Source organism: Nonomuraea sp. PA05, assembly GCF_008086045.1.
GTDB lineage: Bacteria > Actinomycetota > Actinomycetes > Streptosporangiales > Streptosporangiaceae > Nonomuraea > Nonomuraea monospora.
The window spans coordinates 137,504-162,792 of the sequence record NZ_VSEY01000029.1 but is presented as its reverse complement, the minus strand read 5'-3'; the positions used below and the strand labels follow the sequence as shown (position 1 = coordinate 162,792).

The window sequence follows — 25,289 nt, the reverse complement described above, 5'->3', positions numbered from 1 at the left end:
GGGATCATGGCCCATATCGACGCGGGCAAGACCACCACGACCGAGCGCATCCTGTTCTACACCGGTATCAACTACAAGATCGGTGAGGTCCACGAAGGCGCTGCCACGATGGACTGGATGGAGCAGGAGCAGGAGCGCGGCATCACGATCACGTCTGCCGCGACCACCTGTGAGTGGATCGGTCACACGATCAACATCATCGACACTCCGGGTCACGTCGACTTCACCATCGAGGTCGAGCGCTCGCTGCGCGTCCTCGACGGTGCCGTCGCCGTGTTCGACGGTGTGGCCGGTGTCGAGCCGCAGTCGGAGACGGTGTGGCGTCAGGCCGACCGCTACGACGTCCCCCGGATCTGCTTCGTCAACAAGATGGACCGTGTCGGCGCGGAGTTCCACCGCTGCGTCGACATGATGATCGGCCGTCTGGGCGCGACCCCGGCCGTCATCCAGCTCCCGTGGGGTGTCGAGGCCGACTTCAAGGGCGTCATCGACCTCATCACGATGAAGGGGCTCATCTGGAGCGCCGAGGCGGCCAAGGGCGAGATGTACGACACCGTCGACATCCCGGCCGACCACGCCGACGCTGCTCGTGAGTGGCGCGACAAGCTGGTGGAGACCGTCGCCGAGAACGACGACGAGCTGATGGAGCTCTTCCTCGAGGGCACCGAGCCCACCGAGGAGCAGCTGGTCGCGGCGATCCGGCGTGCGACGCTGGCCAGCGCCATCAACCCCGTCCTGTGCGGCACCGCGTTCAAGAACAAGGGTGTTCAGCCCCTGCTCGACGCGATCGTGGCCTACCTCCCCGCCCCGACCGACATCCCGGCCTTCAAGGGCCACGCGGTCGGCAACGAGGAGAAGGTCATCGAGCGTCACGCGGACCCGACGGAGCCGTTCTCCGCGCTGGCCTTCAAGATCGCCAGCGACCCGCACCTGGGCAAGATCACCTACATCCGCATCTACTCGGGCACGCTCGAGGCCGGTTCACAGGTCATCAACTCTGTGAAGGGCAAGAAGGAGCGGATCGGCAAGATCTACCAGATGCACGCCAACAAGCGCGAGGAGCGCCCGACGGCGATCGCCGGTCAGATCGTCGCCGTGATGGGTCTGAAGGACACCACCACCGGTGACACCCTGTCCGACCCGACCCACCAGGTCGTGCTCGAGTCGATGACGTTCCCGGCCCCGGTCATCAACGTCGCCATCGAGCCGAAGACCAAGGGTGACCAGGAGAAGCTGTCCACCGCCATCCAGCGGCTGGCCGAGGAGGACCCGTCCTTCCAGGTCCGCCGTGACGAGGAGACCGGTCAGACGGTCATCTGGGGCATGGGCGAGCTTCACCTCGAGATCCTCGTCGACCGTATGCGTCGCGAGTTCAAGGTCGAGGCCAACGTCGGCCGCCCGCAGGTGGCCTACCGCGAGACCATCCGCCGCAAGGTGGAGAAGATCGACTACACCCACAAGAAGCAGACCGGTGGTTCCGGTCAGTTCGCGCGGGTGATCATCAACCTCGAGCCGCTGGGCGAAGGCAACGACGGCTACGAGTTCGAGAACAAGGTCACCGGTGGCCGCGTCCCGAGGGAGTACATCCCTTCGGTCGACGCCGGCGCCCAGGAGGCCGCCGAGTTCGGCGTGCTGGCCGGTTACCCGATGGTGGGCGTGAAGGTTACGCTGACCGACGGTGCGGCCCACGACGTGGACTCCTCGGAAATGGCGTTCAAGATCGCCGGTTCGATGGCCTTCAAGGAGGCCGCGCGCAAGGCGGACGCCGTGCTCCTCGAGCCGATGATGGCCGTCGAGGTGACCACGCCCGAGGACTACATGGGTGACGTCATCGGTGACCTCAACGGTCGCCGCGGGCAGATCCAGGCGATGGACGACCGGGCCGGCGCCAAGGTCGTCCAGGCGCTCGTGCCGCTGTCTGAGATGTTCGGCTACGTGGGTGACCTGCGTAGCAAGACGCAGGGGCGCGCGAGCTACAGCATGCAGTTCGACTCCTACGCGGAGGTGCCTCCGGGCATCGCCAAGGAGATCGTCGCGAAGGCCCGGGGCGAGTAGTTTCCAGTCCGATCCCGCGAGGGATCGGACCGGGACTTCTGTCCTGGTCCCTGGTGGGGTGGTGAGAGCCACCCCGCCGCCAAGGGGTTCGGGAGTTCCCGGGCCCGAGTGTGTAGACAGAGTCAGTCAGATTCTCAAGGAGAGAACCAGTGGGCAAGGCCAAGTTCGAGCGGACTAAGCCGCACATGAACATCGGCACCATTGGACACATCGACCACGGCAAGACCACGCTGACCGCGGCGATCACCAAGGTGCTTCACGACCGTTTCCCCGAGCTCAACAAGGCGACCCCGTTCGACAAGATCGACAAGGCGCCCGAGGAGAAGGCTCGTGGTATCACGATCTCCATCGCGCACGTCGAGTACCAGACGGAGAAGCGTCACTACGCGCACGTTGACTGCCCGGGTCACGCTGACTACGTCAAGAACATGATCACCGGTGCCGCTCAGATGGACGGCGCCATCCTCGTGGTCGCCGCCACCGACGGCCCGATGCCGCAGACGAAGGAGCACGTCCTCCTGGCCCGCCAGGTCGGCGTTCCCTACATCGTCGTGGCTCTGAACAAGTCCGACATGGTGGACGACGAGGAGATCCTGGAGCTCGTCGAGCTCGAGGTCCGCGAGCTCCTGTCCGCTCAGGAGTTCCCCGGCGACGACCTGCCCGTCGTCCGCGTCTCCGCGCTCAAGGCTCTTGAGGGCGACGAGAAGTGGGCCGACAGCATCGTCGAGCTGATGAACGCCGTGGACGAGAACGTCCCCGAGCCCCCGCGTGAGACGGAGAAGCCGTTCCTCATGCCGGTCGAGGACGTCTTCTCGATCACCGGTCGCGGCACCGTCGTCACCGGTCGTATCGAGCGCGGCATCGTCAAGGTCAACGAGCAGGTCGACATCATCGGCATCAAGTCCGAGAAGACGACGACCACCGTCACCAGCATCGAGATGTTCAACAAGATGCTCGACGAGGGTCACGCGGGTGACAACGCCGCGCTGCTGCTCCGCGGCATCAAGCGCGACGACGTCGAGCGCGGCCAGTGCATCATCAAGCCGGGCACGACCACCCCGCACACCGAGTTCACCGGCCAGGTCTACATCCTGTCCAAGGACGAGGGCGGCCGCCACACGCCGTTCTTCAACAACTACCGTCCTCAGTTCTACTTCCGTACGACTGACGTGACCGGCGTTGTGAACCTCCCCGAGGGCACCGAGATGGTCATGCCGGGCGACAACACCGAGATGCGCGTTGAGCTGATCCAGCCCATCGCCATGGAGGAAGGCCTCAAGTTCGCGATCCGTGAGGGTGGCCGCACCGTCGGCGCCGGCCGGGTTGTGAAGATCATCAAGTAGCTTGACCGTCGGGGCGGCGGTCGGCCCCGACCCTTCGGGCGGACCGCCGCACCGCGTGCAAGGCCCCCATGCAGAGGCGCCGTGATCCAGCAGTCACTTCGGCCGAGTGACCGAAGTCACTGCCGGATCACGGAAGAAAAGGCAGATCGACTACGTCTGCCTCGTGGGGTAAATGCGGGGTTGCACCTGCATGAACACACAGCGGCACAGGCCGCACGATACTTTTTCAGACGACAGCGAAGGACACCGAGGCCACTATGGCGGGACAGAAGATCCGCATTCGGCTCAAGGCCTATGACCACGAGGTCATCGACAGCTCGGCCAAGAAGATCGTCGAGACGGTGACGCGGACTGGCGCGAAGGTCGCGGGCCCGGTGCCGCTGCCGACCGAGAAGAACGTGTACTGCGTCATCCGCTCGCCGCACAAGTACAAGGACAGCCGCGAGCACTTCGAGATGCGCACGCACAAGCGGCTGATTGACATCATCGACCCGACCCCCAAGACGGTTGACTCGCTCATGCGGCTCGACCTCCCCGCGGGTGTCGACATTTCGATCAAGCTCTGAGGGAACGCACTGACATGGCTAAGACGATCAAGGGCGTCCTGGGCAAGAAGCTCGGCATGACCCAGGTCTTCGACGCGGACAACCGGCTCGTTCCGGTCACCGTGGTCGAGGCCGGTCCGTGCGTGGTGACCCGCGTCCGCACCGCAGAGAAGGACGGCTACTCTGCCGTTCAGCTCGGCTTCGGGCAGGTCGACCCCCGGAAGGTCAACAAGCCGCTCGGCGACTACCTGCGTAAGCACGACATCACCCCGCGCCGTTACTTCGCGGAGATCCGCACCGACGACGCGAGCGACTACACCCTGGGCCAGGAGCTGCTGGCCGACACCTTCGAGGCGGGCCAGTTCGTCGACGTGACGGGCAAGAGCAAGGGCAAGGGCTTCGCCGGTGTCATGAAGCGGCACGGCTTCGGTGGTCTGGGCGCGTCGCACGGTACGCAGCGCAAGCACCGCTCGCCGGGTTCCATCGGTGGCTGCGCCACCCCGGGCCGCGTTTTCAAGGGTCTGCGCATGGCTGGCCGGATGGGTAACGTCCGCACCACTGTGCAGAGCCTCAAGGTTCACGCTGTGGACGCCGAGAAGGGCCTCATCCTGATCAAGGGTGCGATCCCCGGCGCCAACGGCAGCCTGGTCCTCGTCCGTACCGCTGCCAAGAAGGGGGCTGCCAAGTGAGCACCACTATTGACGTCCTCGACGCCAGCGGCGCGAAGGCCGGCACCGTTGACCTGCCCGAAGACATCTTCGGCACCAAGGTCAACGTCCCGCTGATCCACCAGGTGGTCGTGGCCCAGCTCGCCGCTCGCCGGCAGGGCACCCACAAGGCCAAGACCCGTGGTGAGGTCTCCGGCGGTGGCAAGAAGCCGTACCGCCAGAAGGGCACCGGCCGCGCCCGCCAGGGCTCGACCCGTGCGCCGCAGTTCACCGGCGGTGGCACCGTCCACGGCCCCGTGCCGCGCGACTACTCGCAGCGCACGCCCAAGAAGATGAAGGTCGCCGCCCTGCGTGGCGCCCTGTCCGACCGGGCGAGCGGCAACCGCGTGCACGTGGTGAGCTCCCTGGTCTCGGGCGAGACGCCCAAGACCAAGGCCGCTCTGGAGGCCCTGCGCAAGGTCACCAAGTCCGCCCGCGTCCTCGTCGTGGTCGACAGCGACGACGAGCTGACCTGGCTGAGCCTGCGCAACGCTCCCGAGGTCCACCTGCTGGACGCCGGGCAGCTCAACACCTACGACGTGCTCGTGCACGACGACGTCGTCTTCACCCAGGAGGCGTACGACCAGGTCGTGGCGCGGCTGAGTGGCGGGAAGGAAGACGCCTGATGGAGAAGATCGCCGACCCGCGCGACATCATCATCAAGCCGGTCGTCTCTGAGAAGAGCTACGGCCTGATCGATGAGAACAACAAGTACACGTTCCTGGTGAAGAAGACCGCGAACAAGACCCAGGTCAAGATCGCCGTTGAGCAGATCTTCGGGGTCAAGGTCACCAGCGTGAACACGATCAACCGGCAGGGCAAGCGCAAGCGCACCCGTACCGGTTTCGGCAAGCGTCCCGACACCAAGCGCGCGATCGTGAGCCTGGTCGAGGGCGATCGGATCGACATCTTCGGTCAGATCGGCTAGCAGCCATAGAAGTGAGTGGGCTCCCCGAGGGCCCGCGGGGTGAGACCGTCGCATTCCGGTGCGGCGGGCTCACCCATGTAACCGACGAAGGATGAACGAAAAAGATGGGCATCCGTAAATACAAGCCGACGACTCCGGGTCGCCGCGGATCGAGTGTCTCGGACTTCTCCGAGATCACCCGCAGCACCCCTGAGAAGTCGCTGCTTGCGCCCCTTCACAGCAAGGGCGGCCGCAACGTACACGGCCGGGTCACCGCTCGCCACCAGGGCGGCGGTCACAAGCGCGCCTACCGGATCATCGACTTCCGCAGGCATGACAAGGACGGCATCCCGGCCAAGGTCGCTCACATCGAGTACGACCCCAACCGCACCGCCAACATCGCACTGCTCCACTACGCCGACGGCGAGAAGCGCTACATCATCGCGCCGACCGGCCTCAAGCAGGGTGACCGGATCGAGAACGGTCCCGCCGCCGACATCAAGCCGGGCAACTGCCTGCCGCTGCGCAACATCCCGACCGGTACCTTCATCCACGCGGTGGAGCTCCGTCCGGGTGGTGGCGCCAAGCTCGGCCGCTCCGCGGGCGCTCAGATCCAGCTCCTCGCCAAGGAGGGCACCTACGCCACGCTGCGTATGCCGTCCGGTGAGATGCGCATGGTGGACGTGCGCTGCCGCGCCACCGTCGGTCAGGTCGGCAACGCCGAGCAGGCCAACATCAACTGGGGCAAGGCCGGTCGTATGCGGTGGAAGGGCAAGCGCCCGACCGTCCGCGGTGTCGCCATGAACCCCGTCGACCACCCGCACGGTGGTGGTGAGGGTAAGACCTCCGGTGGTCGTCACCCGGTGAACCCCAAGGGCAAGCCCGAGGGCCGTACCCGTCAGGCGAACAAGGCCAGCGACAGGCTGATCATCCGCCGTCGGTCCAAGAGGAAGAAGCGGTAGGAGCAGCCGAAATGCCACGTAGCCTTAAGAAGGGCCCCTTCGTGGACGACCACCTTCAGAAGAAGGTGGACGCCCAGAACGAGAAGGGCACCAAGAACGTCATCAAGACGTGGTCGCGTCGCTCCATGATCGTCCCCGACATGCTCGGGCACACGATCGCTGTGCACGACGGCCGCAAGCACGTCCCGGTGTTCGTCACCGAGTCGATGATCGGTCACAAGCTCGGAGAGTTCGCCCCGACGCGGACGTTCCGCAGCCACGTCAAGGAAGACCGCCGCAGCCGGCGGTAAGCGTCCCGGAAGTAGGAGAAAGCGATGGAAGCCAGGGCTCAGGCGCGGTTCGTCCGTGTCACGCCCCTCAAGGCCCGCCGTGTGGTGGACCTTATTCGCGGGCTGCCCGCTTCGGAGGCGCAGGCCGTGCTGCAGTTCGCTCCCCAGTCGGCGAGCGAGCCGATCTACAAGGTGCTCAGCTCCGCCATGGCGAACGCCGAGCACAACTTCGATCTCGACCCCAACACGCTCTTCGTGAGCCGTGCGTGGGTCGACGAGGGCCCGACGCTGAAGCGGTTCCGCCCGCGTGCACAGGGTCGCGCCTATCGGATCAACAAGCGGACGAGCCACATCACCGTGATCGTGGAGTCCCGCGAGCCGAAGGGAAGGACCCGATAGTGGGCCAGAAGGTTAACCCGCACGGGTTCCGCCTCGGCATCACGACCGACTTCAAGAGCCGGTGGTACGCCGACAAGCTGTACAAGTCGTATGTCGCCGAGGACGTGGCGATCCGCCGCATGCTGCAGAAGGGCATGGAGCGGGCCGGCATCTCCAAGGTCGAGATCGAGCGCACGACGGACCGCGTGCAGGTGGACATCCACACCGCGCGTCCCGGCATCGTCATCGGCCGCCGCGGCGCCGAGGCCGACCGGATCCGTGGTGACCTGGAGAAGCTGACCAAGAAGCAGGTCCAGCTCAACATCCTCGAGGTCAAGAACCCGGAGATCGACGCGCAGCTCGTCGCGCAGGGCGTGGCCGAGCAGCTGTCGAGCCGTGTGTCGTTCCGCCGCGCCATGCGCAAGGCGATGCAGTCGGCCATGAAGTCCGGCGCCAAGGGCATCCGTGTCCAGTGCTCCGGTCGTCTGGGCGGCGCTGAGATGTCCCGTTCGGAGTTCTACCGCGAGGGCCGCGTGCCCCTGCACACGCTCCGCGCGGACATCGACTACGGCTTCTACGAGGCCCGTACGACCTTCGGCCGCATCGGCGTGAAGGTCTGGATCTACAAGGGCGAGGCTCCGACGAGCCGCGCCGAGCGTGAGGCGGCCGCCGCCGGCGCTCGTGCCGGCCAGCGTCGCGAGCGCGACGACCGTCGTGGTGGCGGCGGCGACCGTCCGCGTCGTGGTGGCGGCGACCGCCCCCGTCGTGGCGGCGGCCGTGGCGACCGCGCCCCCCGCAACGAGGCGGCCTCGCAGGCCGCCCCCGAGACCGGCCCGGCTGCGCAGCCGGGTGCTGAAGGGAGCTGACCATGCTGATCCCGCGCAGGGTCAAGCACCGCAAGCAGCACCGGCCTGACCGCAGCGGAGCCGCCAAGGGCGGCACCAGGGTCACGTTCGGCGAGTTCGGCATCCAGGCTGTTGAGCACTCCTACGTGACCAACCGCCAGATCGAGTCCGCTCGTATCGCCATGACCCGTCACATCCGCCGTGGCGGCAAGGTGTGGATCAACATCTACCCCGACCGTCCGCTCACCAAGAAGCCGGCCGAGACCCGCATGGGTTCCGGTAAGGGTTCGCCGGAGTGGTGGATCGCCAACGTCAAGCCCGGACGCGTGATGTTCGAGCTGTCCGGCGTGGCGGAGCCGGTCGCTCGCGAGGCGCTTCAGCGTGCGATCCACAAGCTCCCGATGAAGTGCAAGATCGTTAAGCGTGAAGTGGGTGAGGCGTGATGGCTAAGGGCCTGACCGCCGGCGAGCTGCGAGTGGAGGACCAGGACACCCTGGTCCAGAAGCTCAAGGAGGCCAAGGAGGAGCTGTTCAACCTCCGCTTCCAGGCGGCGACCGGTCAGTTGGAGAGCCACGGGCGGCTGCGCGCCGTCCGCCGCGAGATCGCCCGTATCTACACCGTGATGCGCGAGCGCGAGCTGGGCATCGTCACGGTCGAGAAGGAGACGAGCGATGGCTGAGACCACCGAGACCACCGAGACCGCCGAGAACGGCGAGTCCCGGAACTTCCGCAAGGTCCGCGAGGGCCTCGTCGTCAGCGACAAGATGGACAAGACCGTCGTCGTCGCCGTCGAGGACCGCGTGAAGCACCGTCTGTACGGCAAGGTCATCCGCCGTACGACCAAGTACAAGGCGCACGACGAGGCCAACGCCTGCGGCGTCGGCGACCGCGTGCTGCTGATGGAGACCCGCCCCCTCTCCGCCACCAAGCGGTGGAGGGTCGTGGAGATCCTGGAGAAGGCCAAGTAAGGCCCTCTCGACATACCGCGCCTCGTGGGGGCTCCCAGAGCCCCCATGACGGCGTCCAAGGACGCGGGGCCGACAGCCTCGCGTCGCCTGCGGTGCGGCGCCCTGCGGGGCGCTGTGGCCGTGGGAACAAGACAATGCCAGGTTCCGCCAGGCTCAGAGATGAGAACCGGCGCGACTAACAGGAGTAGACGTGATCCAGCAGGAGTCGCGGCTCAAGGTCGCCGACAACACGGGCGCGAAGGAGATCCTTTGCATCCGCGTTCTCGGTGGCTCGGGCCGACGCTACGCCGGTATCGGCGACGTCATCGTCGCCACAGTCAAGGACGCGCTGCCGGGCAGCACGGGCGTCAAGAAGGGCGACGTGGTCAAGGCCGTCGTCGTCCGCACGGTCAAGGAGCGGCGCCGGCCCGACGGCTCCTACATCCGCTTCGACGAGAACGCCGCCGTCATCATCAAGGACAGCGGTGACCCTCGTGGCACTCGTATCTTCGGCCCGGTCGGCCGCGAGCTGCGCGACAAGAAGTTCATGCGCATCATCTCGCTCGCCCCGGAGGTGTTGTAAATGCCGAAGTCGCTGCACGTGAAGAAGGGTGACCTGGTCCAGGTCATCGCGGGCAAGGACAAGGGTGCCAAGGGCCGTGTGATCGCCACTCTCCCGCGCGAGGACCGCGTGGTGGTCGAGGGCATCAACATGATCAAGAAGCACTCCAAGGAGACCCACCAGGGCCCGCGCGGCGCCAAGACCGGCGGCGTGCAGACCCTCGAGGCTCCGATCCACGTCTCGAACGTGAAGAAGCTCAAGGACGACAAGCCCGCCGACAAGAAGGCCGACGAGAAGAAGGCCGACGAGACGGGTGAGGACAGCTGATGACTGCCACGACCACTGAGAACGAGACCGCGACCGAGCGTCCGACGCCGCGACTCAAGACGAAGTACCGCGAGGAGATCGCGGCCCAGCTTCGCGAGCAGTTCGGCATCGAGAACGTCATGCAGATCCCGGCCCTGACCAAGATCAAGGTCAACATGGGTGTGGGCGAGGCGGCTCGCGACTCCAAGCTCATCGAAGGCGCCGTCCGCGACCTCACCGCGATCACCGGCCAGAAGCCGGCCGTCGTCCGGGCGCGCAAGTCCATCGCCCAGTTCAAGCTGCGCGAGGGCATGCCGATCGGCGCGCACGTCACGCTGCGCGGCGACCGCATGTGGGAGTTCCTCGACCGGCTGCTGGCGCTGGCCCTGCCCCGGATCAGGGACTTCCGCGGTCTGTCGCCCAAGCAGTTCGACGGCAACGGGAACTACACCTTCGGTCTGACCGAGCAGGTCATGTTCCACGAGGTCGACCAGGACAAGGTCGACCGGCCGCGGGGCATGGACATCACGATCGTGACCACCGCGAAGAACGACGACCAGGGCCGGGCGCTGCTGAAGCTCCTCGGCTTCCCGTTCAAGGAGGCCTGATCCAATGGCGAAGAAGTCGCTGATCGCCAAGGCGGGGCGCAAGCAGAAGTTCGAGGTCCGGGCCTACACGCGGTGCTCGCGCTGCGGGCGTCCGCGCGCTGTCTACAGGAAGTTCGGCCTGTGCCGCGTGTGCTTCCGCGAGATGGCGCACCGGGGCGAGCTGCCCGGCATCACCAAGTCGAGCTGGTAGATACCCTGAAGGGCGGCTCTCTCGCAGGGCCGCCCCTCATGTTCGTAGAAGACAGGGCGCGCAACGCGCCCACGACCACGCCATAGGTCCACCGGCAGAGCGCTGCTTCGCCGACTGGAAACCGTGGTGAGGAAGGCCACTGGCCATGACGATGACCGACCCGATCGCAGACATGCTCACGCGTCTGCGAAACGCGAATTCGGCGTACCACGACAGCGTGTCGATGCCGTACTCGAAGATCAAGGCGCACATCGCCGAGATCCTCCAGCAGGAGGGTTACATCCAGGCTTGGACCGTCGAGGACGCCAAGGTCGGGAAGAACCTCGTGGTGGAGCTCAAGTTCGGGCCCACCCGTGAGCGGTCGCTCGCGGGCCTGCGCCGGGTTTCCAAGCCCGGTCTGCGGGTTTATGCGAAGAAGGACAACCTGCCTCGAGTCCTGGGCGGACTGGGCGTCGCGATCATCTCGACGTCCCACGGCCTCATGACTGACAAGCAGGCCGGCAAGCGTGGTGTGGGCGGGGAAGTCCTCGCCTACGTCTGGTAGAGGGGAGGAACACAGCATGTCGCGAATCGGACGGCTGCCCATCCCTGTGCCGAGTGGCGTCGACATCTCGATCGACGGCCAGGATGTCCAGGTCAAGGGCCCGAAGGGCACGCTCACTCACACGGTCGCCGAGCCCATCAAGGTCGGGCGCGACGACGACGGCGCGATCGCCGTCACCCGGCCGAACGACGAGAACAAGGTCCGTGCGCTGCACGGCCTGTCCCGGACGCTGATCGCCAACATGGTGCAGGGCGTCACTCAGGGCTACTCCAAGAGCCTTGAGATCGTCGGCGTCGGTTACCGCGTCCAGGCCAAGGGCCCGGCGCAGCTGGAGTTCTCGCTGGGCTTCAGCCACCCGGTCATCGTCGACGCCCCCGAGGGCGTCACCTTCCGCGTCGAGAAGCCGACCCTGTTCCACGTGGACGGCATCGACAAGCAGAAGGTCGGCGAGGTCGCGGCCAACATCCGCAAGTTGCGCAAGCCTGACCCGTACAAGGGCAAGGGCGTGCGCTACCAGGGCGAACAGATCCGCCGCAAGGTCGGAAAGGCTGGTAAGTAGGCATGGCTCCGAAGGTTGCGTTCAGCAAGCACACGGCTGCCCGCACCGTTTCGCGGGCCCGCCGTCACCGCCGCGTCCGCAAGTTCGTCGTCGGTACGGCCGAGCGTCCGCGCCTGGTCGTCAACCGCTCGACGCGTCACATGTTCGTCCAGATCGTGGACGACTCCGTCGGCCACACGCTGGTGAGCGCGTCCACCATGGACCCCTCGCTGCGCACGCTGGAGGCGGACAAGACGGAGAAGGCGAAGAAGGTCGGCGAGCTCCTCGCTCAGCGGGCCAAGGAAGCCGGGATCACCAAGGTCGTCTTCGACCGCGGTGGCAACCGCTACGCCGGGCGCATCGCCGCTCTGGCGGACAGCGCTCGCGAAGGCGGGCTCGAGTTCTAATGACCAACGCTGAGAAGAGGAACCACTGATGGCTGCAGCTCCGCGTCGCGGTGGCGGCACCGGTGGCGAGCGGCGGGACCGTCGTGACGATCGCCGCGGTGGCGCCGCCGACAAGGGCGTCTCGTACATCGAGCGCGTAGTGAAGATCAACCGAGTGGCCAAGGTCGTGAAGGGTGGTCGTCGCTTCAGCTTCACCGCCCTCGTCGTCGTCGGTGACGGCAACGGCCTGGTCGGCGTCGGCTACGGCAAGGCCAAGGAAGTGCCCGCGGCCATCGCCAAGGGCGTCGAAGAGGCCAAGAAGCACTTCTTCAAGGTGCCTCGGATCCAGGGCACCATCCCGCACACCGTGCAGGGCGAGGAGGCGGCCGGCGTCGTCTTCCTGCGTCCGGCCTCGGCCGGTACCGGCGTCATCGCCGGTGGCCCGGTGCGCGCGGTGCTGGAGTGCGCGGGCATCCACGACGTGCTCTCCAAGTCGCTCGGCTCCGACAACCCGATCAACATCGTGCACGCCACCGTGGCGGCTCTGAAGGGCCTCTCGCGCCCCGAGGAGATCGCCGCCCGCCGTGGCCTGCCGATCGAGGACGTGGCCCCGCCCGCCATGCTCAAGGCTCAGCGTGAGGGCCTGGCGGAGGCGGCGGCCGCGAAGGCGGTGAGCTAGTCATGGCACGCCTGAAGATCACTCAGGTTCGCTCGAAGATCGGTGGCAAGCAGAACCAGCGTGACTCGCTGCGTTCGCTTGGCCTGAAGCGAATCGGCGACGTCGTCGTCAAGGAGGACCGGCCCGAGATTCGCGGCATGGTCTCCGTGGTGACGCACCTCGTCGAGGTGGAAGAGGTCGACTAGTCATGACTGACAAGGCTCCGCTCAAGATTCACGACCTGCGTCCGGCCCCCGGCGCCAACAAGCCGAAGATCCGTAAGGGTCGCGGCGAGGCGTCCAAGGGCAAGACCGCCGGTCGCGGCACCAAGGGCTCGCACGCCCGTACCACTGTGCCCCTCGGTTTCGAGGGTGGCCAGGTGCCGCTGCAGAGGCGTCTGCCGAAGCTCAAGGGCTTCTCCAACGCCCTGTTCAAGACGACCTACCAGGTCGTCAACCTCGACAGGATCGGCGAGCTGTTCCCCGAGGGTGGCGAGGTCACCGTCGAGACTCTGGTCGCCAAGGGTGCTGTTCGCAAGAACCAGCTCGTGAAGGTGCTCGGCACCGGCGAGATCTCGGTCGCGGTGAACGTGACGGCTCACGCCTTCTCGTCCTCCGCGAAGGAGAAGATCGCCGCCGCCGGTGGTTCCGTTACCGAGCTGTAGTAACGCTATGACGAGGCGTGGGGGCTCTGACAATGGGCCCCCACGCCCGTAGTGCGTTAGAGTTCGCGAGACGGCAGGCTTCTGTCCGGCTCGTTCGACATGAGACTTCAGATGGCAGATCCCCGCACCATCGCTTACTCACAACGCCGTAAAGGCGCGCAGGAGGGACCGTGCTGACCGCGTTTACCCGGGCGTTCCGGACACCGGACCTGCGCAAGAAGTTGCTCTTCACCCTGGGCATCATCGCGCTTTTCCGTCTCGGCTCGGTTCTGCCGACCCCGGGAGTCCACGTCCAGAACCTCGCCGCCTGTTTCGATCAGGCCCGTAGTGGCGACACCGGCAACATCTACGGGATGGTCCAGCTCTTCAGTGGCGGTGCGCTGCTCAAGCTGTCGGTGTTCGCGCTGGGCATCATGCCTTATATCACCGCGAGCATCATTCTCCAGCTGCTCGTCGTGGTCATTCCGCGACTCGAAGCGCTGAAGAAGGAAGGCCAATCCGGTCAGACGAAGATCACGCAGTATACGCGTTATCTGACCATCGGGCTCGCGGTCCTGCAGTCGACGGCCTTCATCGCGCTGGCCCGCACCGGCCAGCTCTTCCCGAACTGCCAGCAGGACGTCCTGCTGGACCCCGACAACATCTTCATGATCGTGACGATGGTCATCATCATGACCGCCGGTACGTCGGTGATCATGTGGCTGGGCGAGCTCATCACCGACCGCGGTGTCGGCAACGGCATGTCCATCCTGATCTTCACGCAGGTCGTCGCGGTCTTCCCCTCCGAGCTGGCCAACATCTTCCAGGCGAACAAGTTCACCTTCGCCGTCGTCATGGTGGTCGGCATCTTCATGATCGCCGCGGTGGTCTTCGTCGAGCAGGCGCAGCGGCGCATCCCGGTCCAGTACGCCAAGCGCATGGTGGGCCGCAGGATGTACGGCGGCACGTCCACCTACATCCCGCTGAAGGTCAACCAGGCCGGCATCATCCCGGTCATCTTCGCCTCGTCCCTGCTCTACCTGCCGCAGCTCATCACGTCGCTCTTCCAGACCAGCGACAACGCGGTGGTCACCTGGATCTCGCAGAACCTGGCCACGGGCGACACCCCGATCTACATGGCCACGTTCTTCCTGCTGATCATCTTCTTCACCTACTTCTACGTGTCGATTACCTTCAACCCCACTGAAGTCGCCGACAACATGAAGAAGTACGGTGGATTCATTCCGGGCATCCGCCCCGGCCGTCCGACGGCTGAATACCTGAACTTCGTGCTCACCCGTCTGACCGCGCCTGGCGCGCTCTATCTGGGTCTGATCTCCATGGTCCCGATCGTCGCGCTGGCGGTGGCCGGTGCGAGCCAGAACTTCCCGTTCGGAGGGACGAGCATTCTGATCATGGTAGGCGTCGGCCTGGACACGGTGAAGCAGATCGAGAGCCAGCTTCAGCAGCGTAACTACGAAGGTTTCCTGCGGTAGTGCGTCTCGTTCTGGTTGGGCCCCCTGGAGCGGGTAAGGGGACACAGGCCCAGTACATCGCATCGAACCTGTCCATCCCGAAAATCTCGACAGGTGACATCTTCCGTGCCAACGTCTCCGGCGGCACGGATCTTGGCAAGCTGGCCAAGACGTACATGGACCGTGGTGATCTGGTGCCCGACGAGGTCACCATCGCCATGGTCCGTGACCGTCTGTCCGAGGACGACGCGCAGGACGGTTTCCTGCTCGACGGCTTCCCGAGGAACGTCGCGCAGGCGGAGATCCTGCGCGACATGCTCAAGGACTGGGGCCAGGCACTGGATCTCGTACTCGAGCTCGTCGTCGACGACGACGAGGTGGTCAGGCGGCTCGCCGGCCGGCGGACCTGCAGCCAGTGCGGACGCATCTGGCACGTCGAGTTCGACGACAAGAAGGACGACAAGTGTGACGCGTGCGGGGGCGCGCTGTTCCAGCGGGACGACGACAAGGAGGAGACCGTCAGGCACCGCCTGGAGGTCTACCAGGAGCAGACGGCTCCGCTGGTCTCCTACTACGCCGACGAGGGCATCCTGGTCGGCGTTGACGCGACCGGCCCGGTCGAGGAGGTCACTCAGCGGGCCATGGACGCGATCCGGCCGTTCCTGGGCTAGCCCAGTAGCGACCGATTTGCGGAGGTGGCACGGGTTTCCGTGCCACCTCGCGGCTATTGTGGGGGGAATTGGGCCCCCACTGCGGCCCGTTGAGACCCAGGGGGGCAGAAGATGTTCAAACGCAACAGGCACGGCATCCAGATCAAGTCGCCGGAGCAGCTCGAGAAGATGCGGGCCGCGGGCCTCGTCGTCGGGAGCACGCTCGACCTGCTGAGGCGCTCCGTCGAGCCCGGCATGACGCCGCTCGACCTCGACGTCATCGCCGAGAAGGCGATCAGGGACGCGGGCGCGATCCCGTCCTTCAAGGGCTACCAGGGCTTTCCCGCCACCATCTGCGCGTCGGTGAACGACGAGGTGGTGCACGGCATCCCGACGAACGCCCGCAAGCTAAAAGAGGGCGACATCATCTCGATCGACTGTGGAGCGATCCTGGAGGGCTGGCACGGCGACTCCGCCGTCACGGTCCCGATCGGCGAGGTGGACCCGAAGCTGACCGAGCTGATGCGGGTCACGGAGGAGGCCATGTGGCGCGGTATAGCCGCGCTGAGGCCCGGGCGGCACCTGTCCGACATCGGGTACGAGGTCGAGCGTTACGTGAAGTCTCAGGGCCGCTACGGCATCCCTCCGGAGTACGGAGGCCACGGCATCGGCACCGAGATGCACATGGACCCGTGGATCGCCAACCACGGCAAGCCCGGCCGCGGCCCGGCGCTGGAGGAGGGCATGTGCCTGGCGATCGAGCCCATGGTCAACCTGGGCACGGAGCGCACCCGCGTGCTGGCCGACGACTGGACCGTGGTGACGATCGACGGCAAGCACTCCGCACACTTCGAACACAGCGTTGCCGTGACACATAATGGTCCTTGGGTGCTTACCGCCCTAGACGGGGGCGAATCGCGCCTGGCTCAACTTCAGCCCTAGCCGGGAGTGGGTGGGATGGCCAACAGCCCCGAGATGCGTGCCTCCGATGGTGACCGTGACCGGGTCGCCGCCATCCTCCGCGAGCACACCGCGCAGGGTCGCATCACGATGGACGAGTTCAACGAGCGGCTCGAGAACCTCTACAAGAGCAAGACCTACGGCGAGCTGGCCAAGCTGACGGCCGACCTGCCCGACGTGGACTTAAGACACCTGCCCGTCAAGGCGTCCGCGGCGCAGAAGCCCGCGCAGCAGGGCATGCACAGCGGCCTGCGGGCGGCCTGGAGCGCCTGGGCGGCGGCCAGCGGCATCAACTGGGTGATCTGGTTGATCGTGAGCGTCACGGCCGGTGACTTGATCTACCCGTGGCCGCTGTGGGTGATGGGCCCGTGGGGCGTCATCCTGCTGGTGAGCACGGTCTTCGGGAACAACCAGCCGAAGTCCACCTGAGGACTTTGTGCAGTAGTGCACTGTGTGGATTCATGCGCAGTACGGATATGTCCGGCTGCTTAACGTGAGCTGTGTCGACCACGACTCACGGAGGAAACCACATGCGCAAGTTCCTTGCGGCAACCGCCCTCGCCGGCTCGATGGCGTTCGCCGGTCTGGCGGTCGCCCCCGCCGCGCAGGCCACCACCGCCCCCGCGACCGCCTCTGCCTCTGAGACGACCGCCTCGCTGGGCAGCTGGGGCAAGTTCTACTCCAGCAACAAGAAGGCCTACACCTACGGCAAGACCTACAAGTCCGGCAAGAAGGTCTACACCCACTGGTACGGCAAGGAGTACTCGCCGAAGCACGGCTACGTCTGGTTCAAGTACTACTCCGGCGGCAAGTGGCACAAGTTCTACCGCCACTGGAACGGCTCGTACGACGCGACCTGGTCGGGCAAGGGGATCAAGAAGATCTACACCTGGACCTGCTGGGGCGGCAAGTACAAGTACTGCGGCTCGCAGTACCGCATCTGGGGATAGCCCGCACGACCGTGGAAGGGCCCGCCGAGAACCTCCGGCGGGCCCTTCCTCTTGGCGTGAGGCACCCGGGGCGTGGGGTAGACTCTTTCATGGTTGTGTCAGGACACCTGGCACGCGTTTCGCGTTTTAGGCTCAGGTGTCGTACACTCCTTAGTCGGCTCACTATGACTTTCCACGCGTCGGCGATCCTTGCCGATCGTCGCTCTCTTCGAAGCGTGAAGGTCGCGGCTGCGTAGTGAACCGGAGCCTCAGACGACCGATCAGTGAAACGCGAGGAATTTTGGCCAAGAAAGACGGCGCCATCGAGATCGAGGGCACTGTGGTCGAATCGCTCCCGAACGCCATGTTCCGGGTGCAGCTCGACAACGGCCACAAAGTCCTGGCCCACATCAGCGGACGGATGCGGATGCACTACATCCGAATTCTTCCTGACGACCGGGTTGTCGTTGAGCTGAGCCCCTACGACCTGAGTCGTGGGCGGATCGTCTACCGATACAAGTAAAGACGTCTGAGGACACGAAGGACAATGAAGGTAAAGCCGAGCGTCAAGAAGATCTGCGACAAGTGCAAGGTGATCCGCCGGCACGGTCGCGTCATGGTGATCTGCGACAACCTGCGCCACAAGCAGCGCCAGGGTTAGTCGCCGCGAGGCTTCTCCGAGTCCGCCCCGTCAGGGTGCGGGCTCGACGTATGAGGAGCCCGCAACAAGTAGTCGCGTCACACACCTGAGCAGGCAGTGTTCCACTGAACCGCTCAGGCGACCCCCGGTCGGAGGCCGGGGCCCTCACCCCGGGCATTGGGGAGGGGTAGTGCGGCGCAAGACCTCCGCCACAAAGAAGGAGAATGCCCGACCATGGCTCGCCTGGTTGGCGTCGACCTCCCCCGCGACAAGCGGCTGGAGATCGCTCTCACCTACATCTACGGAATCGGCCGCACCCGCGCCCAGGAGATCCTCCAGGCCACCGGCGTGAGCGGCGACCTGCGCGTGCACCAGCTCTCCGACACTGAGCTCGTCCCGATGCGTGACTACATCGAGGCGAACTACAAGATCGAGGGTGACCTGCGCCGCGAGGTCCAGGCCGACATCCGCCGCAAGATCGAGATCGGTTGCTACCAGGGCATTCGGCACCGCAAGGGCCTGCCCGTGCACGGTCAGCGCACGCAGACCAACGCGCGCACCCGCAAGGGCAAGAAGAAGACCGTCGCCGGCAAGAAGAAGCCCGGTAAGAAGTAGTCCCGCAGCCGCGGACCGAAGACCTCAGGAGTGAAGGCAAAGAATGCCTCCTAAGAGCCGCCAGGGTGCGCCGAAGAAGGTGCGCCGCAAGGAGAAGAAGAACGTCGCTCACGGGCACGCCCACATCAAGAGCACGTTCAACAACACGATCGTCTCGATCACCGACCCGAACGGGAACGTGATCTCCTGGGCCAGCGCCGGCCACGTGGGTTTCAAGGGCTCCCGCAAGTCCACCCCGTTCGCCGCCCAGATGGCCGCCGAGAACGCCGCTCGCCGCGCCATGGAGCACGGCATGCGCAAGGTCGACGTCTTCGTCAAGGGTCCCGGCTCCGGCCGTGAGACCGCGATCCGCTCGCTGCAGGCCACCGGCCTGGAGGTGGGTTCGATCCAGGACGTCACCCCGGTTCCGCACAACGGTTGCCGGCCGCCGAAGCGCCGCCGCGTCTGAATTAGCCCAGGAGATACGAAGAAATGGCTCGTTACACGGGCGCGGACTGCAAGCTCTGCCGTCGCGAGAAGACCAAGCTCTTCCTCAAGGGCAGCAAGTGCGAGTCCGCCAAGTGCCCCATCGAGATCCGTCCTTACCCCCCGGGTGAGCACGGCCGCGGACGCCCCAAGGAGTCCGAGTACCAGCTTCAGCTTCGCGAGAAGCAGAAGACCCGCCGCATCTACGGCGTCCTCGAGAAGCAGTTCCACAACTACTACGAGGAGGCCGCGGGCAAGACCGGCAAGTCGGGTGAGGTGCTGCTCCAGATCCTGGAGAGCCGTCTCGACAACGTCGTCTACCGCGCCGGTTTCGCGCAGTCGCGTGACGCCGCCCGCCAGCAGGTCCGTCACGGGCACTTCCTGGTGAACGGCAAGAAGGTCGACATCCCGTCGTACCGCGTTCGCGAGCACGACATCATCGAGGTCCGCGAGACCAAGCGCAACCTGATGCCGTACGAGGTGGCCCGCGCCACCGCCGGCGAGCGCACGGTTCCCGCGTGGCTCGGCGTCGTGCCCGAGAAGCTCCGCGTCCTGGTTCACCAGCTGCCGGTTCGCCAGCAGATCGACACCCAGGTCCAGGAGCAGCTCATCGTCGAGTACTACTCGAAGTAAGTAGTAACTCGTCCGGTCGGGGTGCGGCATGCCGTGCCCCGACTAGGCTGTTTATCGGAGTGGCGTCATATAGCGGTCGCCACACGAACAAGGGGAGACCCGCACATGCTGATCGCTCAGCGTCCGACTCTTCTCGAAGAGTCGATCGACGAGACCCGGTCCCGATTCGTCATCGAGCCGCTGGAGCCGGGCTTCGGCTACACCATCGGCAACTCTCTGCGCCGCACGCTGCTGTCGTCCATCCCGGGCGCGGCCGTGACGAGCATCCGCATCGAGGGCGTGCTGCACGAGTTCTCGACCGTTCCCGGGGTCAAGGAAGACGTCACCGACATCATCCTGAACCTCAAGGAGCTGGTCGTCTCCTCCGAGCACGACGAGCCGGTCGTGATGTACCTGCGCAAGCAGGGCCCGGGTGAGGTCACCGCCGCCGACATCGCGCCTCCGGCCGGTGTCGAGGTGCACAACCCCGAGCTGCGCATCGCCACGCTCAACGGCAAGGCGAAGCTGGAGATGGAGCTGACCGTCGAGCGCGGTCGCGGCTACGTCTCCGCCGCGCAGAACAAGCAGCCGGGTCAGGAGATCGGCCGGATCCCGATCGACTCCATCTACTCCCCGGTGCTCAAGGTCACCTACAAGGTCGAGGCGACCCGAGTCGAGCAGCGCACCGACTTCGACCGCCTCATCCTCGACGTCGAGACCAAGCCGGCGATGAAGCCCCGCGACGCGGTGGCCTCCGCCGGTAAGACCCTCGTCGAGCTCTTCGGCCTGGCCCGCGAGCTCAACGTCGAGGCCGAGGGCATCGACATCGGCCCGTCGCCGACCGACGCCGCCCTCGCCGCCGACCTGGCGCTGCCGATCGAGGAGCTGAACCTCACCGTCCGCTCCTACAACTGCCTCAAGCGCGAGGGCATCCACACCGTGGGTGAGCTCGTCGCCCGCAGTGAGCAGGACCTGCTCGACATCCGCAACTTCGGCGCCAAGTCGATCGAAGAGGTCAAGCAGAAGCTGCACGAGATGTCGCTGGCGCTCAAGGACTCCCCGCCCGGATTCGACCCGAGCGCGGTGGCCGGCGGCGGCTACGACGACGACGACAGCGCGTACGTCGAGACCGAACAGTACTGATTCACCGTCAGCCCCCGCGTGTGATCGCGGGGGCTCAATAACGGACCGCGCTGTGACCGCGGTCCGGCCCGACTCCGGTACCTGGTACGGCCGGGGCGGGTTCATCCAGGAGGAGAAAGACCATGCCCAAGCCCACCAAGGGTGCACGTCTTGGCGGCAGCCCGGCGCACGAGCGGCTGATCCTGGCCAACCTGGCCACGGACCTGTTCCGCCACGGCAAGATCCGCACCACGGTCGCCAAGGCCAAGCGCCTGCGCCCGCTGGCGGAGCGCCTGATCACCAAGGCGAAGAAGGGCGACATCCACAACCGGCGTCAGGTTCTGACCGTCGTTCGGGACAAGGGCGTCGTGCACCACCTGTTCACCGAGCTCGCGGTGACCTTCGCCGAGCGTCCCGGTGGCTACACCCGGATCACCAAGATCGGTCCGCGTAAGGGCGACAACGCCCCGATGGCGGTCATCGAGCTGGTGACGGAGCCGCTGAACGGTGTCACCACCCGCCGCACCGAGGCCCCGGCCGCCGCTTCGACCGCCCCGGCCGCTCCGGCCGAGGAGGAGACCGAGGCTGAGACCCCCGCTGAGGCTCCCGCCGAGGCTTCCGCCGACGAGGAGACGAAGGCTGAGGCCCCTGAGGCCGCCGCCGATGAGGCTCCCGCTGAGGCTCCTGAGGCGAAGAAGGACGAGGCCTGATCTCTCAGGCTGGATGAGACGGGCCCGGATCCCCTGGCGGGGGTTCGGGCCCGTTTCCGTATATGAGGGAGAACATCGTGGTACGGCTCCGCCTCGACCTCGCGTACGACGGGACGGACTTCTCCGGATGGGCCAGGCAGCCGGGGCTGCGTACCGTCCAGGGGGAGATCGAGCAGGCGCTCGGCCGGATCCTGCGGCTCGACGGGCCCGTGATGCTGACCGTGGCCGGGCGTACCGACGCCGGGGTGCACGCGCGGGGGCAGGTGGCCCATGTGGACGTGCCTGAGGCGTCGCTGGGCGAGCTGGACGGGAACCGGGGGCCCCTGGACGTCGATGAGCGGCTCTCTGCGCTCGTGCGGCGGTTCGGGGGTGTCCTGGAGCCAGATGTACGGATTTATCGGGTCTCGGTGGCTCCTGAGGGCTTTGACGCGCGATTCTCCGCCATGTTCCGGCGGTACGCGTACCGGGTGAGTGACGCACCCGGCGGCGTCGACCCGCTGCGGCGGCGCGAGGTGGTCTGGCACAACCGGCCCCTAGACCTTGATGCGATGAACGCGGCCGCCTCGCGGCTGGTCGGGGAGCACGACTTCGCGGCGTTCTGCAAGAAGCGCGAAGGGGCCACGACGATCAGGGAACTGCAGCGGCTGGAGTGGGCCCGCCAGGCGGACGGCGTGCTGGAGGCCACGGTCGTGGCTGACGCGTTCTGCCACTCGATGGTGCGGGCGCTGGTCGGGTCGCTGCTGGCGGCCGGCGACGGGCGGCGGCCGGTGGACTGGCCGGGTGAGGTGCTGGCGCGGGCCGTACGGGACTCGGGGGTGCATGTCGCGCCCGCGCACGGCCTGTGCCTGGAAGAGGTCGGGTACCCGCCGGAGGCCGAGCTCGCCGCGCGGGCGCGAGCCACGCGGCGAGTACGGACGGCGGCCTCAGCCCCTGCCTCAGCTCCTCCCTCAGGCCCTGCCTAGATCGCTGCCTAGATCGCTGCCTGACCTCCGCCTCAGCCTCTGCCGAGACCGCTGCCTGGACCTCTGCCTGGACCTCTGCCTGGACCTCTGCCTCAGCCCGTTGTGATGCGGCGCTCGAGGACGAGGGACGTCTGGTCGCGGAAGGCCCCGCTGACCTTGGGCAACGTCTTGTCCTTGGCCTCCGGCGTGTGGCCGTCGGCGTGGGTGGCGTAGCTGAAGACGATGTAGCGGCCCCAGACCAGGCCCGCCGCGTAACCGCCCGCGATGTGCACCCGCTCGCCGCCCGAGTCGTCCGGGCCCGGCAGCGGGCGGAACCAGACGTTGCGGGACAGGTTCTTGACCTGGTCGGCGGTGGCCGCGGCCGTCTTGTCAGGCAGGACCGCGATGCCGGTGGTGACGGCGTAACGGCGCTTGCTGTCGACGTAGGTGGCCCGCAGGACGCGGCTGCACTTCTGCTCCTTCAGCGCGTCGGCGAACGCGCCCGTGGCCGCCTTCTCGCAGGTCGTTTCCATGTGGGCCTTGACCCTGGTGAACGTGGTGCCCGCCGCGCTCACCTTCTTCTTCGGGAACGCCTCCGACAGCGACAACTTCTGCGGGTCCGTCTGCTCCGAGTTCAGGATCGACGTGCCGGCCGCCTCCGGCGGGGAGGACTGCTCGGTGGTGATGCTCGGCGGCGCGCCGACGCGGGTCGCGGCCGTCGTGGGCGGGGCGCCGCTCACCGCCTGGAAGGCGAAGAAGCCGCCCGTCGCCACGCCTGCCAGCGCCAGCGCGCCCAGCGTGACCAGCAGGGCTCGCTTGCTCTTTGCCGGTGGTGGGGGTGGGGGCGGGGGCGGGGTCTGGAACGGGGGCTGTTTGAACGCGCCCGGAGGGAAGACCGGGGCGCCTGCCTGGGGTCTGGGCACGTCCAGGGAGGTGGACGGGCGCTGGCCCCAGGTGTCTCGGGAGAAAGGGAGCTCGGGCAGTTTGTCACCGGTGGGGGGTGTGGGGGGCCAGACAGGGACGTCGCCTGGCTCGGGTGGGCGGGGGTGCTCTTCTGTTGCTGGAACGGGGGCGGACAGGGGGGTGGAGTGGGCGCCCGGGAGGGGGAGGCCCAGTCTTGTGTCGTCGGGCTGGAGGTCCTCGGGGTGGCCCTCGTGGGGCGTCGCCTGGGTGGTGGCGGGGGTGTCGGGGTGGCGCGATGGGCCGGGCGCGTTCGATGCTCCGGGCGCGTCGGCATGGTGGGCGGCGTCTTGGGGGGCCGGGTGCGGGTGGATGCCGTCCGGTGGGGTGGTGGCGTCCTCGGACGGCGGGGCGGTGGTGGGGAGGAACGGGCGGGGGCCCGCGGGGTTCGTGGCGTCCTGCTCGGTGGGCGCGGGCGTGCCCTGGGACGGGTGCTGGGCGGCGTCCCGCTTGGCGGCCTCCGGGTCGAAGTAGTGGGCCGGGCGGGGGAAGCCCTCGGGGTTGGTGGCGTTCGGGTCGAAGGGCGGCGGGAGGTTCGGCTCGTCGGGCTCGGCCTCCAGCTCGCCTGTCGCGGCCGGCCACGGGGGGATGGCGTGCGGGTCCAGGGGGGCGGGCCAGGCCGGCATGCCCGCCGCGGCGGCGGTGAACGCGGGCGGCGGCTCCCAGGGCGGGGCGCCGGGCACCACCGGGTCCGTCGGCCAGCGGTTCGTGTCCCGGGCTTGATCGTCCTGTGGCTGGTCCCAGGGGCGGATGTCCTGGAGGCGGCCCGGGCGGGTCTGGTCGTCTCCCGCCTGCCAGGGCTGGTCGGGGGCGGGGGTGCCGAAGGGGGTGAAGCCGGTCGGGGGCGCGGAGAACGGCTCCTGGTAGGCGGGCGGCCTGAAGCCCTGTTCGGCGGGCGGCTCCTGGCCGGGGTGGGCGCCGAACGGGGGGTGGGCGGCGGTCGGCTCCTGGGGTGCGAAGGCATGCTGCTCGCCGAACGGTGGGTGGCCTGGCGCAGGCTCCTGGGCGGCGAACGGCGGGTGGCCGGGCGTGGGCTCCTGGCCGGGCTGGGCGCTGGACGCCGGGTGGGCCGGGTCCTGGGCGGGGTGTCGTGGGGTGAAGGCGTGCTGGTCGCCGGGTGGCGGGCCGAAGGGCGAGGGGTCGGCGGGAGGCTCCCAGCCCGGGTGTTGGCGGGCGAAGGCGTGCTGGTCGGACGACGGCTGGCCGAAGGGCGGGTACTCCTGGCCGGGAGCCGGGTGCTCCTGCTGGGAAGTTGGGTGCTGCTGGCCGGGAGCCGGGTGCTCCTGGCCGAACGGCGGGTGCTCCTGGGGGAACGGCGGGTGCTCCTGGCCGTGGTGCCCGAAGGCGTGCGGGCCGGACTGCGGCGCGGGCTGCGGCGCGGACTGCGGCGCGGACTGCGGGGCGCCGGAGGGCCCGTGGTCGGGGTGGGCGGGGTCCGGGTGGTCGGGGTCGGAGAACCAGTCGTACGGGGCGGCGTCGTCGCCCGGCACTTCCCATGGCTGGGCGCCGGGCGACGCCTCCAGGTCGGACGACGGCCCCCGCAAGACGGGCGGGACGGGACGCGCGTCGGCGTCCGCCGCCCCGTCGGGCGCGGGGTCGGATGGAGTGTCGAAGGGCACGTCGGATGGAGTGAACGCCGCTGGAACATCTCGCCCGTTGGTCTGGCCGAAGCTCGGCGGTGGCGTCGCGGGTGCGGCCGAGCGGTCGGCTTCCCTGCGATCGTGCTCAGACCCGGGTTCCTGGCCACGCATAGCTGGAAGCGTAGCGAGAGTAGCGAGATCGTTATGTCGGTATGGGCGTTCCCACAGGCATCACGG

Annotated in this window: 37 protein-coding genes; 36 read left to right on the top strand and 1 reads right to left on the bottom strand. The window is 67.1% G+C overall.

Annotated features, from left to right (window positions below; all coding sequences use genetic code 11):
- Nucleotides 1–6 precede the first annotated feature (6 nt).
- The 36 genes from fusA to truA all read left to right on the top strand — a co-directional run bounded on the left by fusA (nucleotide 7) and on the right by truA (nucleotide 22,533).
- On the top strand, nucleotides 7–2,055 hold the full coding sequence (fusA, locus tag FXF51_RS38590; protein WP_411268418.1) for an elongation factor G: 2,049 nt from the start codon (nucleotides 7–9) through the stop codon (nucleotides 2,053–2,055).
- A gap of 149 nt (nucleotides 2,056–2,204) precedes the next feature.
- Entirely contained in the window at nucleotides 2,205–3,398 is a 1,194-nt protein-coding gene (gene tuf / locus FXF51_RS38585; RefSeq protein ID WP_148439699.1) for an elongation factor Tu, read from the top strand.
- Between the two features lie 257 nt (nucleotides 3,399–3,655).
- Nucleotides 3,656–3,964 carry a 30S ribosomal protein S10 gene (gene rpsJ / locus FXF51_RS38580; protein ID WP_012887830.1) on the top strand — a complete coding sequence of 103 codons (309 nt, stop codon included), beginning with the start codon at nucleotides 3,656–3,658 and terminating at the stop codon, nucleotides 3,962–3,964.
- Between the two features lie 14 nt (nucleotides 3,965–3,978).
- The gene (gene rplC / locus FXF51_RS38575; protein WP_148439698.1) at nucleotides 3,979–4,632 is read left to right on the top strand and encodes a 50S ribosomal protein L3; all 654 of its coding nucleotides are present in this window, start codon (nucleotides 3,979–3,981) and stop codon (nucleotides 4,630–4,632) included.
- The gene (gene rplD / locus FXF51_RS38570) at nucleotides 4,629–5,276 is read left to right on the top strand and encodes a 50S ribosomal protein L4 (RefSeq protein WP_148439697.1); all 648 of its coding nucleotides are present in this window, start codon (nucleotides 4,629–4,631) and stop codon (nucleotides 5,274–5,276) included. The genes rplC and rplD overlap by 4 nt, the downstream gene beginning before the upstream one ends.
- A complete protein-coding gene (rplW, locus tag FXF51_RS38565; protein ID WP_111180891.1) occupies nucleotides 5,276–5,578 on the top strand; it encodes a 50S ribosomal protein L23 in 303 nt (100 codons plus the stop codon). The genes rplD and rplW overlap by 1 nt, the downstream gene beginning before the upstream one ends.
- Before the next feature lie 104 nt (nucleotides 5,579–5,682).
- Entirely contained in the window at nucleotides 5,683–6,519 is an 837-nt protein-coding gene (rplB, locus tag FXF51_RS38560; RefSeq protein ID WP_043623439.1) for a 50S ribosomal protein L2, read from the top strand.
- An 11-nt stretch (nucleotides 6,520–6,530) separates the two neighbouring features.
- Complete coding sequence (rpsS, locus tag FXF51_RS38555; RefSeq protein ID WP_030451498.1) at nucleotides 6,531–6,809, top strand: 30S ribosomal protein S19; 279 nt, start codon at nucleotides 6,531–6,533, stop codon at nucleotides 6,807–6,809.
- A 24-nt stretch (nucleotides 6,810–6,833) separates the two neighbouring features.
- Entirely contained in the window at nucleotides 6,834–7,187 is a 354-nt protein-coding gene (rplV, locus tag FXF51_RS38550; RefSeq protein WP_148439696.1) for a 50S ribosomal protein L22, read from the top strand.
- On the top strand, nucleotides 7,187–8,032 hold the full coding sequence (gene rpsC / locus FXF51_RS38545; protein ID WP_080043234.1) for a 30S ribosomal protein S3: 846 nt from the start codon (nucleotides 7,187–7,189) through the stop codon (nucleotides 8,030–8,032). The genes rplV and rpsC overlap by 1 nt, the downstream gene beginning before the upstream one ends.
- Before the next feature lie 2 nt (nucleotides 8,033–8,034).
- Nucleotides 8,035–8,454: a 50S ribosomal protein L16 gene (gene rplP, locus FXF51_RS38540; protein ID WP_148439695.1), complete on the top strand. Its 420-nt coding sequence runs from the start codon at nucleotides 8,035–8,037 to the stop codon at nucleotides 8,452–8,454.
- Complete coding sequence (rpmC, locus tag FXF51_RS38535; protein ID WP_080047279.1) at nucleotides 8,454–8,690, top strand: 50S ribosomal protein L29; 237 nt, start codon at nucleotides 8,454–8,456, stop codon at nucleotides 8,688–8,690. The genes rplP and rpmC overlap by 1 nt, the downstream gene beginning before the upstream one ends.
- Complete coding sequence (rpsQ, locus tag FXF51_RS38530) at nucleotides 8,683–8,979, top strand: 30S ribosomal protein S17 (protein WP_148439694.1); 297 nt, start codon at nucleotides 8,683–8,685, stop codon at nucleotides 8,977–8,979. The genes rpmC and rpsQ overlap by 8 nt, the downstream gene beginning before the upstream one ends.
- A 190-nt stretch (nucleotides 8,980–9,169) precedes the next feature.
- Entirely contained in the window at nucleotides 9,170–9,541 is a 372-nt protein-coding gene (rplN, locus tag FXF51_RS38525) for a 50S ribosomal protein L14 (protein WP_043623452.1), read from the top strand.
- A gap of 12 nt (nucleotides 9,542–9,553) precedes the next feature.
- Entirely contained in the window at nucleotides 9,554–9,847 is a 294-nt protein-coding gene (gene rplX / locus FXF51_RS38520; RefSeq protein WP_262380101.1) for a 50S ribosomal protein L24, read from the top strand.
- Nucleotides 9,847–10,434: a 50S ribosomal protein L5 gene (gene rplE / locus FXF51_RS38515; protein ID WP_148439692.1), complete on the top strand. Its 588-nt coding sequence runs from the start codon at nucleotides 9,847–9,849 to the stop codon at nucleotides 10,432–10,434. Before rplX ends, rplE begins: the two co-directional genes overlap by 1 nt.
- Nucleotides 10,435–10,438: 4 nt before the next feature.
- Nucleotides 10,439–10,624: a type Z 30S ribosomal protein S14 gene (locus FXF51_RS38510; RefSeq protein WP_020542298.1), complete on the top strand. Its 186-nt coding sequence runs from the start codon at nucleotides 10,439–10,441 to the stop codon at nucleotides 10,622–10,624.
- Nucleotides 10,625–10,769: 145 nt separating this feature from the next.
- Nucleotides 10,770–11,168, top strand: coding sequence for a 30S ribosomal protein S8 (gene rpsH, locus FXF51_RS38505; protein ID WP_020542297.1), 399 nt, complete (start codon nucleotides 10,770–10,772; stop codon nucleotides 11,166–11,168).
- A gap of 16 nt (nucleotides 11,169–11,184) precedes the next feature.
- Nucleotides 11,185–11,727, top strand: coding sequence for a 50S ribosomal protein L6 (gene rplF / locus FXF51_RS38500; protein WP_148439691.1), 543 nt, complete (start codon nucleotides 11,185–11,187; stop codon nucleotides 11,725–11,727).
- A gap of 2 nt (nucleotides 11,728–11,729) precedes the next feature.
- Nucleotides 11,730–12,113: a 50S ribosomal protein L18 gene (rplR, locus tag FXF51_RS38495; RefSeq protein ID WP_148439690.1), complete on the top strand. Its 384-nt coding sequence runs from the start codon at nucleotides 11,730–11,732 to the stop codon at nucleotides 12,111–12,113.
- A 28-nt stretch (nucleotides 12,114–12,141) separates the two neighbouring features.
- On the top strand, nucleotides 12,142–12,771 hold the full coding sequence (gene rpsE / locus FXF51_RS38490; RefSeq protein WP_043623468.1) for a 30S ribosomal protein S5: 630 nt from the start codon (nucleotides 12,142–12,144) through the stop codon (nucleotides 12,769–12,771).
- A 2-nt stretch (nucleotides 12,772–12,773) separates the two neighbouring features.
- Nucleotides 12,774–12,956, top strand: coding sequence for a 50S ribosomal protein L30 (rpmD, locus tag FXF51_RS38485; protein WP_080043226.1), 183 nt, complete (start codon nucleotides 12,774–12,776; stop codon nucleotides 12,954–12,956).
- 2 nt (nucleotides 12,957–12,958) lie between these two features.
- The gene (gene rplO, locus FXF51_RS38480) at nucleotides 12,959–13,414 is read left to right on the top strand and encodes a 50S ribosomal protein L15 (protein WP_148439689.1); all 456 of its coding nucleotides are present in this window, start codon (nucleotides 12,959–12,961) and stop codon (nucleotides 13,412–13,414) included.
- 170 nt (nucleotides 13,415–13,584) lie between these two features.
- A complete protein-coding gene (gene secY, locus FXF51_RS38475) occupies nucleotides 13,585–14,889 on the top strand; it encodes a preprotein translocase subunit SecY (protein WP_148439688.1) in 1,305 nt (434 codons plus the stop codon).
- Nucleotides 14,889–15,539 (top strand): adenylate kinase, encoded by a 651-nt coding sequence (locus FXF51_RS38470; protein ID WP_080043223.1) that lies wholly within the window; start codon nucleotides 14,889–14,891, stop codon nucleotides 15,537–15,539. Before secY ends, FXF51_RS38470 begins: the two co-directional genes overlap by 1 nt.
- Before the next feature lie 111 nt (nucleotides 15,540–15,650).
- Nucleotides 15,651–16,460 carry a type I methionyl aminopeptidase gene (gene map, locus FXF51_RS38465; RefSeq protein WP_148439687.1) on the top strand — a complete coding sequence of 270 codons (810 nt, stop codon included), beginning with the start codon at nucleotides 15,651–15,653 and terminating at the stop codon, nucleotides 16,458–16,460.
- A gap of 15 nt (nucleotides 16,461–16,475) precedes the next feature.
- Entirely contained in the window at nucleotides 16,476–16,907 is a 432-nt protein-coding gene (locus FXF51_RS38460; RefSeq protein WP_148439686.1) for a DUF1707 domain-containing protein, read from the top strand.
- Nucleotides 16,908–17,008: 101 nt separating this feature from the next.
- The gene (locus FXF51_RS61200; protein WP_187414799.1) at nucleotides 17,009–17,428 is read left to right on the top strand and encodes a hypothetical protein; all 420 of its coding nucleotides are present in this window, start codon (nucleotides 17,009–17,011) and stop codon (nucleotides 17,426–17,428) included.
- 280 nt (nucleotides 17,429–17,708) lie between these two features.
- Nucleotides 17,709–17,930 carry a translation initiation factor IF-1 gene (gene infA, locus FXF51_RS38450; RefSeq protein WP_012887858.1) on the top strand — a complete coding sequence of 74 codons (222 nt, stop codon included), beginning with the start codon at nucleotides 17,709–17,711 and terminating at the stop codon, nucleotides 17,928–17,930.
- A 24-nt stretch (nucleotides 17,931–17,954) separates the two neighbouring features.
- A complete protein-coding gene (gene rpmJ, locus FXF51_RS38445; RefSeq protein ID WP_003956441.1) occupies nucleotides 17,955–18,068 on the top strand; it encodes a 50S ribosomal protein L36 in 114 nt (37 codons plus the stop codon).
- Nucleotides 18,069–18,281: 213 nt separating this feature from the next.
- Nucleotides 18,282–18,662 carry a 30S ribosomal protein S13 gene (gene rpsM, locus FXF51_RS38440; protein WP_132617274.1) on the top strand — a complete coding sequence of 127 codons (381 nt, stop codon included), beginning with the start codon at nucleotides 18,282–18,284 and terminating at the stop codon, nucleotides 18,660–18,662.
- Nucleotides 18,663–18,705: 43 nt separating this feature from the next.
- Nucleotides 18,706–19,110, top strand: a complete 405-nt coding sequence (rpsK, locus tag FXF51_RS38435; protein WP_020542285.1) for a 30S ribosomal protein S11 — start codon at nucleotides 18,706–18,708, stop codon at nucleotides 19,108–19,110.
- Between the two features lie 23 nt (nucleotides 19,111–19,133).
- Nucleotides 19,134–19,760, top strand: coding sequence for a 30S ribosomal protein S4 (rpsD, locus tag FXF51_RS38430; RefSeq protein WP_148439685.1), 627 nt, complete (start codon nucleotides 19,134–19,136; stop codon nucleotides 19,758–19,760).
- Nucleotides 19,761–19,865: 105 nt separating this feature from the next.
- Nucleotides 19,866–20,882, top strand: coding sequence for a DNA-directed RNA polymerase subunit alpha (locus FXF51_RS38425; RefSeq protein WP_043623495.1), 1,017 nt, complete (start codon nucleotides 19,866–19,868; stop codon nucleotides 20,880–20,882).
- Nucleotides 20,883–21,004: 122 nt separating this feature from the next.
- Entirely contained in the window at nucleotides 21,005–21,571 is a 567-nt protein-coding gene (gene rplQ / locus FXF51_RS38420) for a 50S ribosomal protein L17 (RefSeq protein WP_148439684.1), read from the top strand.
- A 62-nt stretch (nucleotides 21,572–21,633) separates the two neighbouring features.
- The gene (gene truA / locus FXF51_RS38415) at nucleotides 21,634–22,533 is read left to right on the top strand and encodes a tRNA pseudouridine(38-40) synthase TruA (RefSeq protein ID WP_187414798.1); all 900 of its coding nucleotides are present in this window, start codon (nucleotides 21,634–21,636) and stop codon (nucleotides 22,531–22,533) included.
- A 92-nt stretch (nucleotides 22,534–22,625) separates the two neighbouring features.
- On the opposite strand, the gene FXF51_RS38410 is transcribed toward truA, so the two are convergent.
- Entirely contained in the window at nucleotides 22,626–25,091 is a 2,466-nt protein-coding gene (locus FXF51_RS38410; protein ID WP_148439682.1) for a hypothetical protein, read from the bottom strand.
- Between the last annotated feature and the right edge of the window lie 198 nt (nucleotides 25,092–25,289).

Bases quoted from the DNA above. Each gene is read 5' to 3' on its own strand.
- rplC (WP_148439698.1), top strand. From the start codon at position 3,979: ATGGCTAAGACGATCAAGGGCGTCCTGGGCAAGAAGCTCGGCATGACC.
- rpmJ (WP_003956441.1), top strand. From the start codon at position 17,955: ATGAAGGTAAAGCCGAGCGTCAAGAAGATCTGCGACAAGTGCAAGGTG.
- rplQ (WP_148439684.1), top strand. From the start codon at position 21,005: ATGCCCAAGCCCACCAAGGGTGCACGTCTTGGCGGCAGCCCGGCGCAC.
- rplE (WP_148439692.1), top strand. From the start codon at position 9,847: ATGACTGCCACGACCACTGAGAACGAGACCGCGACCGAGCGTCCGACG.
- rpmD (WP_080043226.1), top strand. From the start codon at position 12,774: ATGGCACGCCTGAAGATCACTCAGGTTCGCTCGAAGATCGGTGGCAAG.
- map (WP_148439687.1), top strand. From the start codon at position 15,651: ATGTTCAAACGCAACAGGCACGGCATCCAGATCAAGTCGCCGGAGCAG.
- rpsK (WP_020542285.1), top strand. From the start codon at position 18,706: ATGCCTCCTAAGAGCCGCCAGGGTGCGCCGAAGAAGGTGCGCCGCAAG.
- rpmC (WP_080047279.1), top strand. From the start codon at position 8,454: ATGGCTAAGGGCCTGACCGCCGGCGAGCTGCGAGTGGAGGACCAGGAC.
- FXF51_RS38425 (WP_043623495.1), top strand. From the start codon at position 19,866: ATGCTGATCGCTCAGCGTCCGACTCTTCTCGAAGAGTCGATCGACGAG.
- fusA (WP_411268418.1), top strand. From the start codon at position 7: ATGGCCCATATCGACGCGGGCAAGACCACCACGACCGAGCGCATCCTG.
- rpsM (WP_132617274.1), top strand. From the start codon at position 18,282: ATGGCTCGCCTGGTTGGCGTCGACCTCCCCCGCGACAAGCGGCTGGAG.
- rplW (WP_111180891.1), top strand. From the start codon at position 5,276: ATGGAGAAGATCGCCGACCCGCGCGACATCATCATCAAGCCGGTCGTC.
- truA (WP_187414798.1), top strand. From the start codon at position 21,634: ATGAGGGAGAACATCGTGGTACGGCTCCGCCTCGACCTCGCGTACGAC.
- FXF51_RS38510 (WP_020542298.1), top strand. From the start codon at position 10,439: ATGGCGAAGAAGTCGCTGATCGCCAAGGCGGGGCGCAAGCAGAAGTTC.
- rplO (WP_148439689.1), top strand. From the start codon at position 12,959: ATGACTGACAAGGCTCCGCTCAAGATTCACGACCTGCGTCCGGCCCCC.
- rpsJ (WP_012887830.1), top strand. From the start codon at position 3,656: ATGGCGGGACAGAAGATCCGCATTCGGCTCAAGGCCTATGACCACGAG.
- rplP (WP_148439695.1), top strand. From the start codon at position 8,035: ATGCTGATCCCGCGCAGGGTCAAGCACCGCAAGCAGCACCGGCCTGAC.
- rpsQ (WP_148439694.1), top strand. From the start codon at position 8,683: ATGGCTGAGACCACCGAGACCACCGAGACCGCCGAGAACGGCGAGTCC.
- rpsS (WP_030451498.1), top strand. From the start codon at position 6,531: ATGCCACGTAGCCTTAAGAAGGGCCCCTTCGTGGACGACCACCTTCAG.
- rplF (WP_148439691.1), top strand. From the start codon at position 11,185: ATGTCGCGAATCGGACGGCTGCCCATCCCTGTGCCGAGTGGCGTCGAC.
- rplB (WP_043623439.1), top strand. From the start codon at position 5,683: ATGGGCATCCGTAAATACAAGCCGACGACTCCGGGTCGCCGCGGATCG.
- rplV (WP_148439696.1), top strand. From the start codon at position 6,834: ATGGAAGCCAGGGCTCAGGCGCGGTTCGTCCGTGTCACGCCCCTCAAG.
- FXF51_RS61200 (WP_187414799.1), top strand. From the start codon at position 17,009: ATGCGCAAGTTCCTTGCGGCAACCGCCCTCGCCGGCTCGATGGCGTTC.
- rpsE (WP_043623468.1), top strand. From the start codon at position 12,142: ATGGCTGCAGCTCCGCGTCGCGGTGGCGGCACCGGTGGCGAGCGGCGG.
- rpsD (WP_148439685.1), top strand. From the start codon at position 19,134: ATGGCTCGTTACACGGGCGCGGACTGCAAGCTCTGCCGTCGCGAGAAG.
- rplR (WP_148439690.1), top strand. From the start codon at position 11,730: ATGGCTCCGAAGGTTGCGTTCAGCAAGCACACGGCTGCCCGCACCGTT.
- rpsH (WP_020542297.1), top strand. From the start codon at position 10,770: ATGACGATGACCGACCCGATCGCAGACATGCTCACGCGTCTGCGAAAC.
- FXF51_RS38460 (WP_148439686.1), top strand. From the start codon at position 16,476: ATGGCCAACAGCCCCGAGATGCGTGCCTCCGATGGTGACCGTGACCGG.